The sequence below is a fragment of the Klebsiella sp. C239 genome (assembly GCF_048822715.1).
Classification (GTDB): Bacteria; Pseudomonadota; Gammaproteobacteria; order Enterobacterales; family Enterobacteriaceae; genus Klebsiella; species Klebsiella quasipneumoniae.
In genome coordinates, this window is the sequence record NZ_JBMEZK010000009.1 from 203,469 (window position 1) to 222,229 (window position 18,761).

Sequence of the window (18,761 nt, forward strand, 5' to 3'; positions counted from 1 at the left end):
TTATTATGGACTTAAAACGCGTGATGTTGTCTGCTAATCAAACTGTCAGCGAAATATCGCCTACACATGGCTGCCGTCATGTCGCCATTATTATGGATGGCAACGGCCGTTGGGCGAAACGGCAAGGTAAAATTCGCGCTTTCGGGCACAAGGCCGGTGCGAAATCCGTGCGTCGCGCGGTCTCTTTCGCGGCGAATAATGGAATTGAGGCGTTAACGTTATACGCGTTCAGCAGCGAAAACTGGAACCGTCCGGCTCAGGAAGTCAGTGCGCTGATGGAGCTGTTCGTCTGGGCGCTGGATAGCGAAGTCAAAAGCCTGCACCGACACAATGTGCGTTTGCGGATTATTGGCGACACCACGCGCTTCAATGCGCGCCTGCAGGAGCGTATCCGCAAAGCGGAAGCGCTGACCGCGAACAATACCGGCTTAACGCTGAATATTGCGGCCAATTACGGCGGTCGCTGGGATATTACCCAGGGCGTTCGTTTTCTGGCGAAACAGGTACAGGACGGGACGCTGCTGCCTGAGCAGATCACGGAAGACATGCTGAGTCAGCAGGTCTGCATGCATGAACTGGCTCCCGTAGATTTAGTTATTAGGACCGGGGGAGAGCACCGAATAAGTAATTTTCTGATTTGGCAAATTGCCTATGCCGAACTTTACTTTACGGATGTTCTTTGGCCCGATTTTGCTGAACAGGACTTTGAAGGTGCACTCCATGCCTTTGTTAATCGAGAGCGTCGTTTCGGCGGCACTGAGCCGGGTGGCAGTCATGCCTGATGGGGGTCACTTTTGCTGAAGTATCGCCTGATATCTGCTTTCGTCTTAATCCCCGTCGTTATTGCGGCGCTGTTTTTATTGCCGCCGATGGGGTTTGCTATCGTGACCCTGGTGGTCTGCATGCTCGCCGCGTGGGAGTGGGGGCAACTGAGCGGTTTCACCTCGACGTCGCAGCGGGTCTGGCTGGCGGTGTTGTGCGGCCTTCTGCTGGCGGCGATGCTGTTTTTGCTGCCGGAATACCATTATGACGTTCATCAACCGATGGTTGAAGGCTCGCTGTGGGCCTCTTTCGCCTGGTGGATCGTCGCGCTGCTGCTGGTGCTCTCTTATCCGGCGTCGGCGGCATTCTGGCGGCACTCGAAAGTGCTGCGCCTTATCTTCGGTATCCTGACCATCGTCCCGTTTTTCTGGGGCATGCTGGCGCTGCGCGCCTGGCACTATACCGATAACCATTACAGCGGCGCGCTGTGGCTCCTGTATGTGATGATTCTGGTCTGGGGCGCGGACTCCGGCGCCTATATGTTTGGCAAAATGTTTGGCAAGCACAAGCTGGCGCCGAAGGTCTCGCCGGGGAAAACCTGGCAGGGCTTTTTTGGCGGTTTGCTGACCGCGGCGGTGATCTCCTGGGCCTACGGGGTGTGGGCCCATCTTGACGTTACGCCAACGGTGCTGCTGGTCTGTTCGGTGGTGGCAGCCCTGGCTTCGGTGCTGGGCGATCTGACGGAAAGTATGTTTAAGCGCGAGGCCGGCATTAAGGATAGCGGGCACTTGATTCCCGGACATGGCGGTATTCTCGATCGTATCGACAGCCTGACGGCGGCGGTGCCGGTCTTCGCCTGTCTGCTACTGTTGGTCTTCAGGACGATTTGACGGAAGGTTATATGCTGAGCGTGCTCTGGAATCTGGCAGCTTTTATCATTGCGCTTGGCGTACTGATTACGGTGCATGAGTTTGGCCATTTTTGGGTAGCGCGCCGCTGCGGTATCCGGGTTGAGCGTTTTTCTATCGGCTTCGGCAAAGCGCTATGGCGGCGGATGGATAAGCAGGGTACGGAGTTCGTCATTGCCCTGATCCCGCTGGGCGGCTATGTCAAGATGCTGGATGAGCGTGTTGAAGCGGTGGCGCCGGAGATGCGCCACTACGCTTTCAATAATAAAACCGTCGGCCAGCGTGCGGCGGTGATTGCCGCCGGTCCCATCGCTAACTTCCTTTTCGCTATCTTTGCCTACTGGTTGGTCTTCATCATCGGCGTTCCTGGCGTTCGCCCGGTAGTGGGTGAAATAACCCCCAATTCGGTTGCCGCGCAAGCACAAATTGCAAAAGGCACGGAACTTAAAGCGATAGATGGTATCGAAACGCCTGATTGGGATGCGGTGCGTCTGCAGCTGGTGGCCAAAATCGGCAACCCGCAAACAATACTTACCGTCGCCCCTTTCGGGACCAATCAGCGCCAGGATAAAATCGTCGATCTGCGGCACTGGGCGTTTGAGCCAGACAAGCAAGATCCCGTGACGTCGCTAGGGATCCAGCCGCGCAGCGCGCAGATTGATACGGTGCTGGCGGAAGTCCAGGCGGGCTCGGCAGCTCAGAAAGCAGGTTTGCAAGCGGGCGACCGGATCGTTAAAGTCGATGGACAACCGTTAACGCAGTGGATGACGTTTGTTAATCTGGTGCGCGATAATCCGGGCAAAGCGCTGGCGCTGGAGATTGAACGGCAGGGGAGTGCGCTGCCGTTAACCCTGACGCCGGATGCAAAAACGGTGAAAGGTAAGGCAGAAGGGTTCGCAGGGGTGGTGCCAAAGGTCATCCCGCTGCCTGAAGAATACAAGACAGTACGTCAGTACGGACCGTTTGCCGCCATCGCTGAAGCCACGGATAAAACCTGGCAGCTGATGTCGCTGACGGTCAGGATGCTGGGTAAATTGATAACCGGTGATGTCAAACTGAACAACCTCAGTGGGCCGATCTCTATCGCTCAGGGGGCTGGAATGTCAGCGGAGTTTGGGTTGATTTATTATCTGATGTTCCTTGCGCTGATTAGCGTGAACCTCGGAATCATCAACCTGTTCCCACTACCCGTACTGGATGGGGGACATCTGCTGTTTTTGGCGATTGAAAAGCTGAAGGGCGGGCCGGTATCCGAGCGAGTTCAAGACTTTAGTTATCGCATTGGCTCAATACTGCTGGTGCTGTTAATGGGGCTTGCACTTTTCAATGATTTCTCTCGGTTATAAGAGAGTTTGTTAGGAAGAACGCATAATAACGATGGCGATGAAAAAGTTGCTCATAGCGTCGCTGCTGTTTAGCAGCGCGACTGTATACGGTGCTGAAGGGTTCGTGGTGAAGGACATTCATTTCGAAGGCTTGCAGCGTGTCGCTGTTGGTGCGGCCCTCCTCAGTATGCCAGTGCGTCCTGGCGATACGGTGACCGACGATGATATCAGTAACACTATTCGCGCGCTGTTTGCCACTGGCAACTTCGAGGACGTCCGCGTCCTGCGCGATGGTGATACCCTGCTGGTGCAGGTGAAAGAGCGTCCGACGATCGCCAGCATCACTTTCTCCGGCAACAAGTCGGTGAAAGATGACATGCTCAAGCAGAACCTTGAGGCCTCTGGCGTTCGGGTGGGCGAGTCGCTTGACCGCACGACCATCGCGGACATCGAGAAGGGTCTCGAGGATTTCTACTACAGCGTCGGTAAATACAGCGCCAGCGTCAAAGCGGTGGTTACCCCGCTGCCGCGAAACCGTGTCGACCTGAAACTGGTCTTCCAGGAAGGCGTCTCCGCTAAAATTCAGCAGATCAACATCGTCGGCAACCATGCGTTTTCGACTGATGAGCTGATCTCCCACTTCCAGCTGCGCGATGAAGTGCCGTGGTGGAACGTGGTCGGCGACCGTAAATACCAGAAGCAGAAGCTGGCGGGCGACCTTGAAACCCTGCGCAGCTACTACCTGGATCGCGGCTATGCCCGTTTCAACATCGATTCTACCCAGGTCAGCCTGACGCCGGATAAGAAAGGGATCTACATCACCGTCAACATCACCGAAGGCGATCAGTACAAGTTTTCCGGGGTGCAGGTGACGGGCAACCTCGCCGGCCATTCCGCGGAAATCGAAGCGCTGACCAAAGTCGAGCCGGGTGAACTGTATAACGGCGCGAAAGTGACCAAGATGGAAAACGACATCAAGAAACTGTTGGGTCGTTATGGTTACGCCTACCCGCGCGTGCAGTCGCAGCCGGAGATCAACGACAGCGATAAAACCGTTAAGCTGCACGTCAACGTCGATGCGGGCAACCGCTATTACGTGCGTAAAATTCGCTTCGAAGGCAACGACACCTCCAAAGATGCCGTTCTGCGCCGCGAAATGCGCCAGATGGAAGGCGCGTGGCTGGGCAGCGACCTCGTCGATCAGGGTAAAGACCGTCTCAACCGTTTAGGCTTCTTCGAAACGGTCGATACCGATACCCAGCGCGTCCCGGGCAGCCCGGACCAGGTCGACGTAGTCTACAAGGTGAAAGAGCGTAACACCGGTAGCTTCAACTTCGGTATCGGTTACGGTACCGAGAGCGGCGTCAGCTTCCAGGCGGGCGTTCAGCAGGATAACTGGTTAGGTACTGGCTATGCTGTCGGGATCAACGGCACCAAAAACGACTACCAAACCTATACCGAGCTGTCGGTGACCAACCCGTACTTCACCGTAGACGGTGTAAGCCTCGGCGGCCGTGTCTTCTATAATGACTTTGATGCGAACGATGCGGATCTGTCTGACTATACTAACAAAAGCTATGGTACAGACATCACGCTGGGCTTCCCGGTCAACGAATACAACACGCTGCGCGCCGGCGTCGGGTATGTGCATAACTCCCTGTCCAATATGCAGCCGCAGGTGGCGATGTGGCGTTACCTGAACTCGATGGGCCAGTATCCGGACAACACCAACGACCGGAACTCGTTCAGTGCGAATGACTTCACCTTCAACTACGGTTGGACCTATAACAAGCTTGACCGCGGCTTCTTCCCAACGGAAGGTTCGCGCGTCAACCTGAACGGTAAAGTGACCATTCCGGGTTCGGACAACGAATACTACAAAGCGACGTTGGATACCGCCACCTATGTGCCGATCGACAACGATCATGAATGGGTGGTGCTGGGTCGTACCCGCTTTGGCTATGGCGATGGTATCGGCGGCAAAGAGATGCCGTTCTATGAGAACTTCTATGCCGGTGGCTCCAGCACCGTGCGTGGCTTCCAGTCGAACACCATTGGTCCGAAGGCAGTGTATTTCCCGGCAAGCAGCCGTCATGACGATGATGACAGCTACGATAATGAATGTAAGAGCACCGAATCCGCACCGTGTAAATCCGATGATGCGGTGGGCGGTAACGCGATGGCGGTGGCCAGCCTGGAGCTGATTACCCCGACGCCGTTCATTAGTGACAAATATGCGAACTCGGTCCGGACTTCCTTCTTCTGGGATATGGGTACCGTATGGGATACTCACTGGGATTCGAGCGCGTATGGCGGTTATCCGGATTACAGCGATCCGAGCAACATCCGTATGTCTGCGGGTATTGCCGTGCAGTGGATGTCGCCGTTGGGGCCGTTGGTCTTCTCCTACGCCCAACCGTTCAAAAAGTACGATGGAGACAAAGCCGAACAGTTCCAGTTTAACATTGGTAAAACCTGGTAATTGTTGGCGGCAATGGAATGCAAGTGCAGTATAGCGCTGACCGTAGGCGATAACGCGTTTATCGCCTCGCCACGCAAATAACGGTACCCCTGGGTACTCATGGGATGGTAAGGAGTTTATTGTGAAAAAGTGGTTATTAGCTGCAGGTCTGGGTTTGGCAATGGTAACTTCCGCTCAGGCGGCAGATAAAATTGCCCTGGTGAACATGAACAGCCTGTTCCAACAGGTTGCCCAGAAAACTGGCGTTTCCAACACGCTGGAAAACGAGTTCAAAGGCCGCGCTAGCGAACTGCAGCGTATGGAAGGCGACCTGCAGTCTAAAATGCAGCGTCTGCAGTCCATGAAGCCGGGCGCCGATCGTACCAAACTGGAAAAAGACGTGATGGCTCAGCGCCAGACCTTCTCCCAGAAAGCGCAGGCGTTTGAACAGGATCGCGCTCGTCGTTCCAACGAAGAGCGTGGTAAACTGGTGACCCGTATCCAGACTGCCGTACAGAGCGTAGCGAAAGATCAGAGCATCGATCTGGTGGTTGACGCGAATGCCGTTGCATACAACAGCAGCGATGTAAAAGACATCACCGCTGATGTGCTGAAACAGGTTAAATAAGTAATGCCTTCAATTCGACTGGCTGATCTTGCGCAGCAGTTGGATGCAGAATTACACGGTGATGGCGATATCGTCATCACCGGCGTTGCGTCCATGCAGAGCGCGAAAACGGGCCAAATCACTTTCATGGTCAACCCTAAGTACCGTGAACACCTGGCCGCTTGCCAGGCTTCTGCCGTTGTGATGACGCAGGATGATTTGCCTTTTGCCCATAGCGCCGCGCTGGTAGTGCGTAATCCCTACCTGACCTACGCGCGCATGGCTCAAATTCTGGATACCACGCCGCAGCCGGCACAGGATATCGCGCCGAGCGCGGTTATCGATCCGACGGCGAAGCTGGGTAGCAACGTTGCCATCGGCGCCAACGCCGTTATCGAATCTGGGGTAGAGCTGGGCGATAACGTGGTCATCGGCGCAGGCTGCTTCGTTGGGAAAAATACGAAAATAGGCGCCGGCTCGCGTTTGTGGGCCAATGTGACCGTTTACCATGAGATTGAGATCGGCGAGAATTGCCTGATCCAGTCCAGCACGGTGATCGGCGCGGATGGCTTCGGCTACGCCAACGATCGCGGCAACTGGGTGAAGATCCCGCAGCTGGGTCGCGTCATTATTGGCGATCGCGTGGAGATCGGCGCCTGCACCACAATTGACCGCGGCGCGCTGGACGATACCGTGATTGGCAACGGGGTTATCATTGATAACCAGTGCCAGATTGCGCATAACGTGGTGATTGGCGACAATACCGCGGTTGCCGGCGGTGTCATCATGGCAGGCAGCCTGAAAATCGGCCGCTACTGCATGATTGGCGGCGCCAGCGTGATTAACGGCCATATGGAAATCTGCGATAAGGTCACCGTCACGGGGATGGGGATGGTGATGCGTCCTATCAGCGAACCAGGCGTATACTCCTCCGGTATTCCGCTGCAGCCGAACAAGGCGTGGCGTAAAACCGCTGCGCTGGTGATGAATATTGACGAGATGAGCAAGCGCCTGAAAGCGATTGAGCGCAAGGTTAATCAACAAGACTAATTCATCATTTGGTCACATGACATTTCCGGCCTGTTGCATTCGCTAAAAGATTGCCGCAGGCCGTGTTATTATTGCCTTTTAGTACATTTAGACAGGAAGAGTATTTTGACTACTGACACTCATACTCTGCACATTGAAGAGATTCTGGAACTTCTGCCTCACCGTTACCCGTTCCTGCTGGTAGACCGCGTGCTGGATTTTGAAGAAGGTCGTTTTCTGCGCGCAGTAAAAAATGTTTCTGTAAACGAGCCGTTTTTCCAGGGGCATTTCCCTGGTAAGCCGATTTTGCCGGGCGTCCTGATTCTGGAAGCAATGGCGCAGGCCACCGGGATTCTGGCATTCAAAAGCGTTGGAAAACTGGAACCAGGCGAGCTGTATTACTTCGCGGGTATCGATGAAGCACGTTTCAAACGCCCGGTAGTACCAGGCGATCAGATGATTATGGAAGTCACTTTCGAGAAAACCCGCCGCGGCCTGACCCGTTTCAAAGGCGTTGCGCTGGTTGACGGTAAAGTGGTTTGCGAAGCGACGATGATGTGTGCGCGTAGCCGGGAGGCCTGATACGTGATTGATAAAACCGCTTTTGTTCATCCTACCGCCATTGTTGAAGAAGGCGCCGTGATTGGCGCTAACGTCCACATTGGTCCGTTTTGTATTGTTGGCGCCAACGTCGAAATCGGCGAAGGCACCGTACTGAAGTCTCACGTTGTCGTTAACGGCCACACCAAAATCGGCCGTGACAACGAGATCTATCAGTTCGCTTCCATCGGCGAAGTTAACCAGGATCTGAAATATGCTGGCGAACCGACCCGGGTGGAAATTGGCGATCGCAACCGCATTCGCGAAAGCGTCACCATTCATCGCGGCACAGTACAGGGCGGTGGATTAACAAAGGTGGGCAACGATAACCTGCTGATGATCAACGCCCACGTGGCGCACGATTGTACGCTTGGCGATCGCTGCATCCTGGCCAATAACGCGACGCTCGCTGGCCATGTTTCGCTGGATGATTATGTCATTATCGGCGGCATGACTGCGGTGCACCAGTTCTGCGTCATTGGCTCACACGTTATGGTTGGCGGCTGCTCCGGCGTGGCGCAGGACGTTCCGCCGTTCGTGATTGCCCAGGGCAACCATGCGACGCCGTTCGGCGTCAACATCGAAGGTCTGAAACGCCGCGGCTTCAGCCGGGAAGCGATTACCGCGATCCGCAACGCGTATAAACTGCTGTACCGCAGCGGCAAGACGCTGGAAGAAGCCAAGCCGGAGATCGCCGAACTGGCGACTCAGCATCCTGAAGTTCAGCCGTTTGTCGATTTCTTCGCCCGCTCTACCCGCGGCTTGATTCGTTAATGGCTGAACAGCGTCCCCTGACGATTGCCTTGGTCGCCGGAGAAACCTCCGGCGATATTCTTGGCGCCGGCCTCATCCGCGCCCTCAAAGCACGCATCCCGAATGCGCGCTTTGTCGGCGTGGCGGGACCGCTGATGCAGGCGGAAGGGTGTGAAGCCTGGTACGAAATGGAAGAGCTGGCGGTGATGGGTATTGTTGAAGTGCTCGGTCGCCTGCGTCGCTTACTCCATATTCGCGCCGATTTGACTCGCCGCTTCGGCGAGCTGCGTCCCGATGTTTTCGTCGGTATCGACGCCCCTGACTTCAATATTACCCTCGAAGGGAATCTGAAAAAGCAGGGCATCAAAACCATTCACTACGTCAGCCCATCGGTTTGGGCCTGGCGACAAAAACGCGTTTTCAAAATCGGCAGATCAACCGATCTGGTGCTGGCCTTTCTGCCTTTCGAAAAAGCGTTTTATGACAAATTTAACGTTCCCTGCCGCTTTATCGGCCATACCATGGCGGATGCGATGCCGCTGGATCCTGACAAAGGCGCCGCGCGCGACCGGTTAGGGATCCCGCACGACGTGCGTTGCCTGGCGCTGTTGCCCGGTAGCCGCGGCGCGGAAGTCGAAATGCTCAGTGCGGACTTCCTGAAAACCGCGCAGCTTCTGCGGGCTACCTATCCCGATCTGCAGGTGGTGGTGCCGCTGGTTAATGCTAAACGGCGGGAGCAGTTTGAGCGAATTAAAGCTGAGACGGCGCCGGATATGATCGTGCATATTCTGGACGGCCAGGCGCGCGATGCGATGATCGCCAGCGACGCCGCGCTGCTGGCCTCCGGGACGGCGGCGCTGGAGTGTATGCTGGCGAAATGCCCGATGGTGGTTGGCTATCGCATGAAGCCGTTCACCTTCTGGCTGGCGAAGCGGTTGGTTAAAACCGACTACGTCTCGTTGCCGAACCTGCTGGCCGGGCGCGAGCTGGTTAAAGAGCTGCTGCAAGATGAGTGCGAGCCGCAGGCGCTGGCTGCCGCCCTGCAGCCGCTGCTGGCCGATGGCAAAACCAGCCATGAGATGCATGAGACATTCCGCGCGCTGCATCAGCAGATCCGCTGCAACGCCGATGAGCAGGCGGCGGACGCCGTACTGGAGTTAGCAAAACAATGATGGAGTTCGTCTATCCGCATACCCATCTGGTTGCCGGCGTCGATGAGGTCGGGCGTGGCCCCCTGGTTGGCGCGGTGGTGACCGCGGCGGTGATCCTCGATCCGGCGAAGCCGATTGTGGGTCTGAATGATTCCAAAAAACTCAGCGAGAAGCGTCGACTGGCGCTCTTCGATGAGATTAAAGAGAAAGCGCTGTGCTGGAGCCTTGGGCGCGCCGAGCCCCATGAAATCGATGAGCTGAATATCCTGCATGCCACTATGCTGGCGATGCAGCGCGCCGTCGCCGGCCTGAGCATTGTGCCCGAGTTTGTTCTGATCGATGGCAACCGCTGTCCGTCGCTACCGATGCCCTCCCTGGCGGTGGTGAAAGGCGACAGCCGGATGGCAGAAATCAGCGCAGCGTCTATTCTGGCAAAAGTCACTCGTGACGCCGAAATGGCCACGCTGGACCTCGCATTTCCCCACTACGGATTTGCCCAGCATAAAGGCTATCCCACCGCTGTACACCTGCAGAAGCTGCAGGAACACGGCGCAACAGAGCATCACCGGCGCAGTTTCGGCCCGGTGAAGCGTGCCCTGGGCCTGGCGTCCAACTAAGTCACCGGGATCTAAAGATGGCTGAACCACGTTTCGTACACCTGCGGGTGCACAGCGACTATTCCATGATCGATGGGCTGGCAAAGACCGGGCCGCTGGTCAAGAAGGCGGCCTCGCTTGGCATGCCAGCGCTGGCGATCACCGATTTCACCAACCTCTGCGGGCTGGTGAAGTTCTACGGGACGGGACACGGCGCGGGGATTAAGCCGATCGTCGGCGCCGATTTCCACGTGCAGTGCGACCTGCTCGGCGACGAATTTACCGAGCTGACCGTGCTGGCGGCGAACAACACCGGCTACCAGAACCTGACTCTGCTGATTTCCCGCGCCTATCAGCGCGGCTACGGCGCCCTGGGGCCGTGGATCGATCGCGACTGGCTGGTGGAACATCAGGAAGGGCTGATTCTGCTCTCCGGCGGCCGTAAAGGCGACGTCGGCGTCAGCCTGATCCGCGGCAACATGCCGCTGGTTGAGCAGTGCGTCTCCTTCTATGAAGAGCATTTCCCGGATCGCTATTTTCTGGAGCTGATCCGCACCGGTCGTCAGGATGAAGAGAGTTATCTCCATGCCGCCGTGGCGCTGGCGGAAGCGCGTGGTCTGCCGGTGGTGGCGACCAACGATGTCCGCTTCCTCGACACTGGCGACTTTGACGCCCATGAAATCCGCGTCGCTATTCACGACGGCTTCACCCTCGACGACCCGAAACGGCCGCGCAACTACTCGCCACAGCAATATATGCGCAGCGAGGAGGAGATGTGCGAGCTGTTCGCCGATATTCCGGAAGCGCTGACAAACAGCGTCGAGATCGCCAAACGCTGCAACGTCACCGTGCGGCTTGGCGAATATTTCCTGCCGCAGTTCCCGACCGGCGATATGACCACGGAAGATTTCCTGGTAATGAAATCGAAAGAGGGTCTGGAAGAGCGGCTGGAATTCCTCTTCCCGGATCCGGAAGTGCGCGCGAAGCGCCGGCCGGAATACGACGAGCGTCTGGATATCGAGCTGCAGGTGATCAACCAGATGGGCTTCCCCGGCTACTTCCTGATCGTGATGGAGTTTATCCAGTGGTCGAAAGATAACGGCGTGCCGGTCGGCCCGGGCCGCGGTTCCGGCGCCGGCTCGCTGGTGGCCTACGCGCTGAAGATCACCGATCTTGACCCGCTGGAATTCGACCTGCTGTTCGAACGTTTCCTCAACCCGGAACGTGTTTCGATGCCCGACTTCGACGTCGACTTCTGCATGGAGAAACGCGACCAGGTTATCGAGCACGTGGCGGATATGTATGGCCGCGACGCGGTATCGCAGATCATCACCTTCGGTACCATGGCGGCGAAGGCGGTCATCCGCGACGTGGGCCGCGTGCTGGGTCACCCGTACGGCTTTGTCGACCGCATCTCCAAGCTGGTGCCGCCCGATCCGGGCATGACGCTGGCGAAAGCCTTTGAGGCCGAGCCGCAGCTGCCGGAGATCTACGAGGCGGACGAAGAAGTGAAAGCGCTGATCGACATGGCGCGTAAGCTGGAAGGGGTGACGCGAAACGCCGGTAAGCATGCGGGCGGCGTGGTTATCGCGCCGACCAAAATCACCGACTTCGCCCCGCTGTATTGCGATGAGCAGGGGCTACATCCGGTTACCCAGTTTGACAAGAACGACGTGGAATACGCCGGGCTGGTGAAATTCGACTTCCTCGGTCTGCGTACGCTCACTATCATTAACTGGGCGCTGGAGATGATTAACAAGCGCCGTGAGAAGAACGGCGAAGGGCCGCTGGATATCGCCGCCATCCCGCTGGATGACAAGAAAAGTTTCGACATGCTGCAGCGCTCGGAAACCACCGCGGTCTTCCAGCTTGAATCGCGCGGCATGAAAGATCTGATTAAACGCCTGCAGCCGGACTGCTTCGAAGATATGATCGCGCTGGTGGCCCTGTTCCGCCCGGGCCCGCTGCAGTCGGGGATGGTAGATAACTTTATCGACCGTAAGCACGGCCGCGAAGAGATCTCGTATCCGGACGTACAGTGGCAGCATGAAAGCCTGAAACCGGTGCTGGAGCCGACCTACGGCATCATCCTGTACCAGGAACAGGTCATGCAGATTGCCCAGGTGCTGTCCGGATATACCCTCGGCGGCGCGGATATGCTGCGTCGTGCGATGGGTAAGAAAAAGCCGGAGGAGATGGCCAAGCAGCGTTCTATCTTTGAGGATGGGGCGAAGAAAAACGGCGTTGATGGCGAGCTGGCGATGAAAATCTTCGACCTGGTGGAGAAATTCGCCGGTTACGGGTTTAACAAATCGCACTCCGCCGCATACGCGCTGGTTTCTTACCAGACGCTGTGGCTTAAGGCGCACTATCCGGCTGAGTTTATGGCGGCGGTAATGACCGCCGATATGGACAACACCGAAAAGGTCGTTGGCCTGGTGGACGAATGCTGGCGTATGGGGCTGAAAATTTTGCCCCCGGATATTAACTCCGGCCTGTACCATTTCCACGTCAACGACGACGGCGAGATCGTCTACGGTATCGGCGCCATCAAGGGCGTCGGCGAAGGGCCGATCGAAGCGATCATTGAGGCGCGCAACAACGGCGGTTATTTCCGCGAGCTGTTCGACCTCTGCGCGCGGACCGATATTAAAAAGCTCAACCGTCGGGTGCTGGAAAAACTGATTATGTCCGGGGCGTTCGATCGTCTCGGTCCGCATCGCGCGGCGCTGATGAATTCACTGGGCGATGCGCTGAAAGCCGCCGATCAGCACGCCAAAGCCGAGGCCATCGGCCAGGCCGATATGTTCGGCGTGCTGGCGGAAGAGCCTGAGCAGATTGAACAGTCCTACGCCAGCTGCCAGCCGTGGCCTGAGCAGGTGGTGCTGGATGGTGAAAGGGAGACCCTGGGGCTGTACCTGACCGGGCACCCGATTAACCAGTATTTGAAAGAGATTGAGCGCTACGTCGGCGGCGTGAGGCTCAAAGACATGCATCCGACCGATCGTGGAAAAGTGACCACGGCGGCGGGGCTGGTGATTGCGGCGCGGGTAATGGTCACCAAGCGCGGCAATCGTATCGGCATCTGTACCCTGGATGACCGTTCCGGGCGGCTGGAAGTGATGTTATTCACCGACGCGCTGGATAAATATCAGCAGTTGCTGGAAAAAGACCGCATACTTATCGTCAGCGGACAGGTCAGCTTTGATGACTTTAGCGGGGGGCTTAAAATGACCGCCCGTGAAGTCATGGACATTGACGAAGCCCGGGAAAAATATGCTCGCGGGCTTGCTATCTCGCTGACGGACAGGCAAATTGATGACCAGCTTTTAAACCGACTCCGTCAGTCTCTGGAACCCCACCGTTCGGGAACCATTCCAGTGCACCTCTACTATCAGAGGGCGGATGCACGCGCGCGGTTGCGTTTCGGCGCAACATGGCGCGTCTCTCCGAGCGATCGTTTACTCAACGATCTGCGTGGCCTTATCGGCTCGGAGCAGGTGGAACTGGAGTTTGACTAATACAGGAATACTATGAGTCTGAATTTCCTAGATTTTGAACAGCCGATTGCAGAGCTGGAAGCGAAAATCGATTCCCTGACTGCGGTAAGCCGTCAGGATGAGAAACTGGATATTAACATCGACGAAGAGGTGCATCGTCTGCGCGAGAAAAGCGTAGAGCTGACGCGCAAAATCTTCGCCGATCTCGGTGCATGGCAGGTTGCGCAACTGGCGCGCCACCCGCGCCGTCCTTACACCCTGGATTATGTCCGCCTGGCGTTCGACGAATTTGACGAACTGGCCGGTGACCGCGCCTTCGCTGACGATAAAGCGATTGTCGGCGGTATCGCGCGTCTTGACGGTCGTCCGGTGATGATCATCGGCCACCAGAAAGGTCGCGAAACCAAAGAAAAAATTCGTCGCAACTTTGGTATGCCGGCCCCGGAAGGCTACCGCAAAGCGCTGCGCCTGATGGAGATGGCTGAGCGGTTTAAAATGCCGATCATCACCTTTATCGACACCCCGGGCGCCTACCCGGGCGTCGGCGCGGAAGAGCGCGGCCAGTCGGAAGCGATTGCCCGCAACCTGCGTGAGATGTCGCGTCTGAGCGTGCCGGTTATCTGCACCGTGATCGGCGAAGGCGGCTCCGGCGGCGCGCTGGCGATTGGCGTGGGCGACAAGGTCAATATGCTGCAGTACAGCACCTATTCGGTGATTTCGCCGGAAGGCTGCGCCTCCATTCTGTGGAAGAGCGCGGATAAAGCGCCGCTGGCTGCGGAAGCGATGGGCATTATCGCCCCGCGTCTGAAAGAGCTGAAGCTGATCGATTCTATCGTTCCGGAACCGCTGGGCGGCGCCCACCGCAACCCGGAAGCGATGGCGGCAAGCCTGAAAGCGCAGCTGCTGGCGGACCTGGCCGATCTCGATCTTCTCAGCGAAGAAGAGCTGCTGAACCGCCGCTATCAACGTCTGATGAGCTACGGTTACGCCTAAGTTTTCCGCTAGCGCAAAACACTAAGGGCCGGATTTTCCGGCCCTTTTTTTATGTGCGATGCGCCCAGGGGATTGCTATGATGCTGGACTTAGGTGAATACCAGGAGGAAAGCGTGAATATCATCGCCATCATGGGGCCTCACGGCGTCTACCACAAAGACGAGCCGATCAAAGAACTGGAAGCGGCGCTGCAGCGCCAGGGCTTTCAGACCATCTGGCCGCAAAATAGCGCCGACCTGCTGCAGTTTATCGAGCACAACCCGCGCATCTGCGGCGTGATCTTCGACTGGGATGAGTACAGCGTCGATCTGTGCAGCGATATTAACCAGCTCAATGAATATCTGCCTCTGTACGCCTTTATTAACGCCCACTCGACGATGGACGTCAGCAGTCAGGATCTGCGCATGACGCTGTGGTTCTTCGAATATGCGCTGGGACTCTCCGAAGAGATCGCCACCCGCATCGGGCAGTATACCCGCGAGTACCTGGACAATATCACCCCGCCATTTACCCGCGCGCTGTTTAACTATGTGCAGGAGGGGAAATATACCTTCTGTACGCCGGGTCATATGGGCGGTAGCGCCTATCAGAAAAGCCCGGTGGGCTGCCTGTTCTATGATTTCTTTGGCGGGAATACGCTGAAGGCGGATGTCTCGATTTCGGTCACCGAGCTGGGCTCCCTGCTGGATCATACCGGCCCGCATCTGGAGGCGGAGGAGTATATCGCTCGCGCCTTTGGCGCCGAGCAAAGCTATATGGTGACCAACGGTACCTCGACGTCCAATAAAATTGTCGGTATGTACTCGGCGCCCGCCGGCAGTACCCTGCTGATTGACCGTAACTGTCACAAATCGCTGGCCCACCTGCTGATGATGAGCGATGTGGTTCCCCTGTGGCTGAAGCCGACCCGCAATGCGTTAGGGATCCTCGGCGGTATCCCCCGGCGCGAGTTTACCCGCGACAGTATTCAGCAGAAAGTGCGCGACACGGGCGGGGCGCAGTGGCCCGTGCATGCGGTGATCACCAACTCCACCTACGATGGGCTGCTCTACAACACCACCTGGCTTAAAGAGACGCTCGACGTCCCGTCGATCCATTTCGATTCCGCCTGGGTGCCGTATACCCATTTCCATCCGATATATCAGGGGAAAAGCGGCATGAGCGGTGAGCGGATCCCCGGAAAAGTCATCTTCGAGACGCAGTCGACGCATAAGATGCTGGCCGCGCTGTCGCAGGCCTCGCTGATCCACATTAAGGGCAACTATGATGAAGAGACCTTTAATGAAGCCTTTATGATGCATACCTCTACGTCGCCGAGCTATCCCATCGTCGCGTCGATTGAGACCGCGGCGGCGATGCTGCGCGGTAACTCCGGTAAGCGCCTGATCCAGCGCTCCATTGAGCGGGCGCTGGATTTCCGCAAAGAGGTGCAGCGACTGCGCGAGGAGTCGGACGGCTGGTTCTTTGATATCTGGCAGCCGGAAGCGGTGGATAAAGCCGAGTGCTGGCCGGTGGCGCCGGGCGATGACTGGCACGGTTTCAAAGATGCCGATGCGGATCATATGTACCTCGATCCGGTGAAAGTCACCATTCTGACGCCGGGTATGGACGAGCAGGGGAATATGGATGAAGAGGGGATCCCGGCGGCGCTGGTGGCGAAGTTCCTCGACGAGCGGGGCGTGGTGGTGGAGAAAACGGGCCCCTACAACCTGCTGTTCCTCTTTAGCATCGGTATCGATAAAACCCGGGCGATGGGTCTGCTGCGCGGCCTGACCGAATTTAAGCGCGCCTACGATCTCAATCTGCGGGTGAAAAATATGTTGCCGGATCTGTACGCGGAAGATCCCGACTTCTACCGCAACATGCGGATCCAGGATCTGGCACAGGGGATCCACCGCTTGATCCGCCAGCACCAGCTGCCGCAGCTGATGCTCAGCGCCTTTGACGTCCTGCCGGAAATGAAAATGACGCCGCATCATGCCTGGCAGCGCCAGATCAAGGGTGAGGTGGAAACCATTGAACTGGAGAACCTGGTGGGCCGGATTTCGGCCAACATGATCCTCCCTTATCCGCCGGGCGTACCGCTGCTGATGCCGGGAGAGATGATCACCGAGGAGAGCCGGGCGGTGCTCGACTTCCTGCTAATGCTCTGCTCAATAGGACGTCATTACCCGGGGTTTGAGACCGGTATTCACGGCGCGAAGCGCGATGAGGACGGCGTGTATCGGGTACGAGTCTTAAAAAATGACGAAAGGCTTGCGCGTTAACGGCGCGCACGAGTAACGTGGCTGGCTTAACAGAAGGAGTTTGACCATGCTGGGTTTGAAACGGGTTCACCATATTGCCATCATTGCGACTGACTACGCCCGCAGTAAAGCGTTCTATTGCGATATTCTGGGGTTTACGCTGCAAAGCGAGTTTTATCGCGCCGAACGTGACTCCTGGAAGGGCGATCTGGCGCTCAACGGCGAGTATGTGATTGAGCTGTTCTCGTTCCCGTTTCCGCCGGCCCGACCCAGTCGTCCGGAAGCCTGCGGGCTGCGTCATCTGGCCTTTAGCGTGGATGATATCGACGCTGCGGTGGCGCACCTGACGGCGCATGGCGTGGAGTGCGAAGCGATTCGCGTCGATCCCTTTACCGGTAAACGCTTTACCTTCTTTAGCGATCCGGACGACCTGCCGCTGGAAATATATCAGCAGTAAACCTTGCCAGCGCGACCCTGGCCCGGTAACGTGCCGGGCCATCACTTCTCGGTATGTTTGTGGTTATGACGGCTAACATTGCGCATACGCTTCATCCCCATCGCCAGCTGCTGGTGGCCTTCAGCGGCGGTCTGGACTCGACGGTTCTTCTGCATCAGCTGGTGCTGCTGCGGGAACAGGATCCCTCTCTGACGCTGCGGGCGGTGCATGTTCACCACGGCCTTAGCGCCCACGCAGACGACTGGGTGGCGCATTGTCGGCAAATTTGCCAGCAGTGGCAGGTGCCGTTGGCGGTGCATCGCGTGACGTTAGCCCGAGGCGGCCTGGGCGTCGAGGCCCATGCCCGCGCGGCGCGCTATCAGGCCTTTCAGGAGACGCTCCGCGCCGGCGAAGTGTTAGTGACCGCTCAGCACCAGGACGATCAGTGTGAAACGCTGCTGCTGGCGTTAAAACGCGGCAGCGGTCCGACCGGCCTGTCGGCGATGGCGCCATCGTCTCCCTTTGCCGGCAGTCGACTGCTGCGCCCTCTCCTCAATGAAACCCGGGAATCGCTGCGCCAGTGGGCGCTCGCCCACCAGCTGTCGTGGATTGAAGATGAGAGTAATCAGGACGATACCTATGACCGCAACTTCCTGCGCCTGCGGGTGATCCCGGTGCTGCGTGAGCGCTGGCCGCACTTTAGCGAGGCCGTCGCCCGCAGCGCCAGCCTGTGCGCCGAGCAGGAGCAGCTGCTGGACGAGATGCTGGCGGCGGAGCTGGCGTCGCTGGTGGCCGAAGACGGGTCACTGGCTATCGCGCCGCTGACGTCGATGAGTTCTCCCCGCCGCGCGGCGTTGCTGCGTCGCTGGCTCGCCGGGCAGCAGGCGCCGATGCCGGCCCGCGAGGTGCCTGAGCGCCTCTGGCACGAGGTGGCGCTGGCGCGGGAAGATGCCAGCCCCTGCCTGCGGTTGGGGGAATTTACCGTCCGCCGTTTTCAGCAGCGCTTGTACTGGGTGAGATATGTACCCGGGCAGACGGACAGCGTCCAGCGCTGGTCAGACTGGCGCCAACCGCTGCGGCTGGCGGACGGTCTTGGTGAGCTGATGCTGCAGCCGGGCGGCAGGCTGCGCCCGCCCCCGGCGGATGAGCCAGTCACCGTCCGCTTTCGCGCCAGCGGCCATCTGCATATCGTCGGGCGTCATGGCGGCCGTAAGCTGAAGAAGATCTGGCAGGAGCTGGGCGTTGCTCCGTGGCGACGAGACACCACGCCGCTGCTGTTTTACGGCGAAACGCCGATTGCCGCAGCGGACGATCTGTTTGTGACCAACGAAGGTGAAGTCAAAGACGGGGAAGGGGTCAGTCTGGCGTGGAGGAAAACGGGCGGTTAAGCCCGT

Annotated in this window: 15 protein-coding genes; all 15 read left to right on the top strand. The window is 57.7% G+C overall.

All coding sequences use genetic code 11. The features are described 5' to 3' along the window. Nucleotides 1-23: 23 nt before the first annotated feature. Nucleotides 24-782, top strand: coding sequence for a (2E,6E)-farnesyl-diphosphate-specific ditrans,polycis-undecaprenyl-diphosphate synthase (gene ispU / locus ACOI6Z_RS22015; RefSeq protein WP_032429282.1), 759 nt, complete (start codon nt 24-26; stop codon nt 780-782). Nucleotides 783-794: 12 nt separating this feature from the next. Further along, nucleotides 795-1,652 carry a phosphatidate cytidylyltransferase gene (gene cdsA, locus ACOI6Z_RS22020; protein WP_023292047.1) on the top strand — a complete coding sequence of 286 codons (858 nt, stop codon included), beginning with the start codon at nt 795-797 and terminating at the stop codon, nt 1,650-1,652. Nucleotides 1,653-1,663: 11 nt separating this feature from the next. Then, entirely contained in the window at nt 1,664-3,016 is a 1,353-nt protein-coding gene (rseP, locus tag ACOI6Z_RS22025; RefSeq protein ID WP_004204451.1) for a sigma E protease regulator RseP, read from the top strand. 31 nt (nt 3,017-3,047) lie between these two features. Further along, nucleotides 3,048-5,477 (top strand): outer membrane protein assembly factor BamA, encoded by a 2,430-nt coding sequence (gene bamA, locus ACOI6Z_RS22030; RefSeq protein ID WP_023292048.1) that lies wholly within the window; start codon nt 3,048-3,050, stop codon nt 5,475-5,477. A gap of 121 nt (nt 5,478-5,598) precedes the next feature. Next, nucleotides 5,599-6,084, top strand: coding sequence for a molecular chaperone Skp (skp, locus tag ACOI6Z_RS22035; protein WP_002889325.1), 486 nt, complete (start codon nt 5,599-5,601; stop codon nt 6,082-6,084). Nucleotides 6,085-6,087: 3 nt separating this feature from the next. Next, a complete protein-coding gene (lpxD, locus tag ACOI6Z_RS22040) occupies nt 6,088-7,113 on the top strand; it encodes a UDP-3-O-(3-hydroxymyristoyl)glucosamine N-acyltransferase (protein WP_032452898.1) in 1,026 nt (341 codons plus the stop codon). 105 nt (nt 7,114-7,218) lie between these two features. Further along, the gene (gene fabZ / locus ACOI6Z_RS22045; RefSeq protein WP_004145858.1) at nt 7,219-7,674 is read left to right on the top strand and encodes a 3-hydroxyacyl-ACP dehydratase FabZ; all 456 of its coding nucleotides are present in this window, start codon (nt 7,219-7,221) and stop codon (nt 7,672-7,674) included. A 3-nt stretch (nt 7,675-7,677) separates the two neighbouring features. Next, a complete protein-coding gene (lpxA, locus tag ACOI6Z_RS22050) occupies nt 7,678-8,466 on the top strand; it encodes an acyl-ACP--UDP-N-acetylglucosamine O-acyltransferase (protein WP_004204455.1) in 789 nt (262 codons plus the stop codon). Beyond that, nucleotides 8,466-9,617, top strand: a complete 1,152-nt coding sequence (gene lpxB / locus ACOI6Z_RS22055) for a lipid-A-disaccharide synthase (protein WP_064158231.1) — start codon at nt 8,466-8,468, stop codon at nt 9,615-9,617. The genes lpxA and lpxB overlap by 1 nt, the downstream gene beginning before the upstream one ends. Further along, nucleotides 9,614-10,213 carry a ribonuclease HII gene (rnhB, locus tag ACOI6Z_RS22060; protein WP_420687517.1) on the top strand — a complete coding sequence of 200 codons (600 nt, stop codon included), beginning with the start codon at nt 9,614-9,616 and terminating at the stop codon, nt 10,211-10,213. The genes lpxB and rnhB overlap by 4 nt, the downstream gene beginning before the upstream one ends. A 17-nt stretch (nt 10,214-10,230) precedes the next feature. After that, a complete protein-coding gene (gene dnaE, locus ACOI6Z_RS22065; protein ID WP_048336426.1) occupies nt 10,231-13,713 on the top strand; it encodes a DNA polymerase III subunit alpha in 3,483 nt (1,160 codons plus the stop codon). Between the two features lie 12 nt (nt 13,714-13,725). After that, on the top strand, nt 13,726-14,685 hold the full coding sequence (gene accA / locus ACOI6Z_RS22070; RefSeq protein WP_004145855.1) for an acetyl-CoA carboxylase carboxyl transferase subunit alpha: 960 nt from the start codon (nt 13,726-13,728) through the stop codon (nt 14,683-14,685). 113 nt (nt 14,686-14,798) lie between these two features. Further along, nucleotides 14,799-16,952, top strand: coding sequence for a lysine decarboxylase LdcC (locus ACOI6Z_RS22075; protein WP_065812220.1), 2,154 nt, complete (start codon nt 14,799-14,801; stop codon nt 16,950-16,952). A gap of 46 nt (nt 16,953-16,998) precedes the next feature. After that, entirely contained in the window at nt 16,999-17,388 is a 390-nt protein-coding gene (locus ACOI6Z_RS22080; RefSeq protein ID WP_002889387.1) for a VOC family protein, read from the top strand. Nucleotides 17,389-17,441: 53 nt separating this feature from the next. Further along, complete coding sequence (tilS, locus tag ACOI6Z_RS22085) at nt 17,442-18,755, top strand: tRNA lysidine(34) synthetase TilS (RefSeq protein ID WP_065812209.1); 1,314 nt, start codon at nt 17,442-17,444, stop codon at nt 18,753-18,755. The last annotated feature ends 6 nt before the right edge of the window (nt 18,756-18,761 follow it).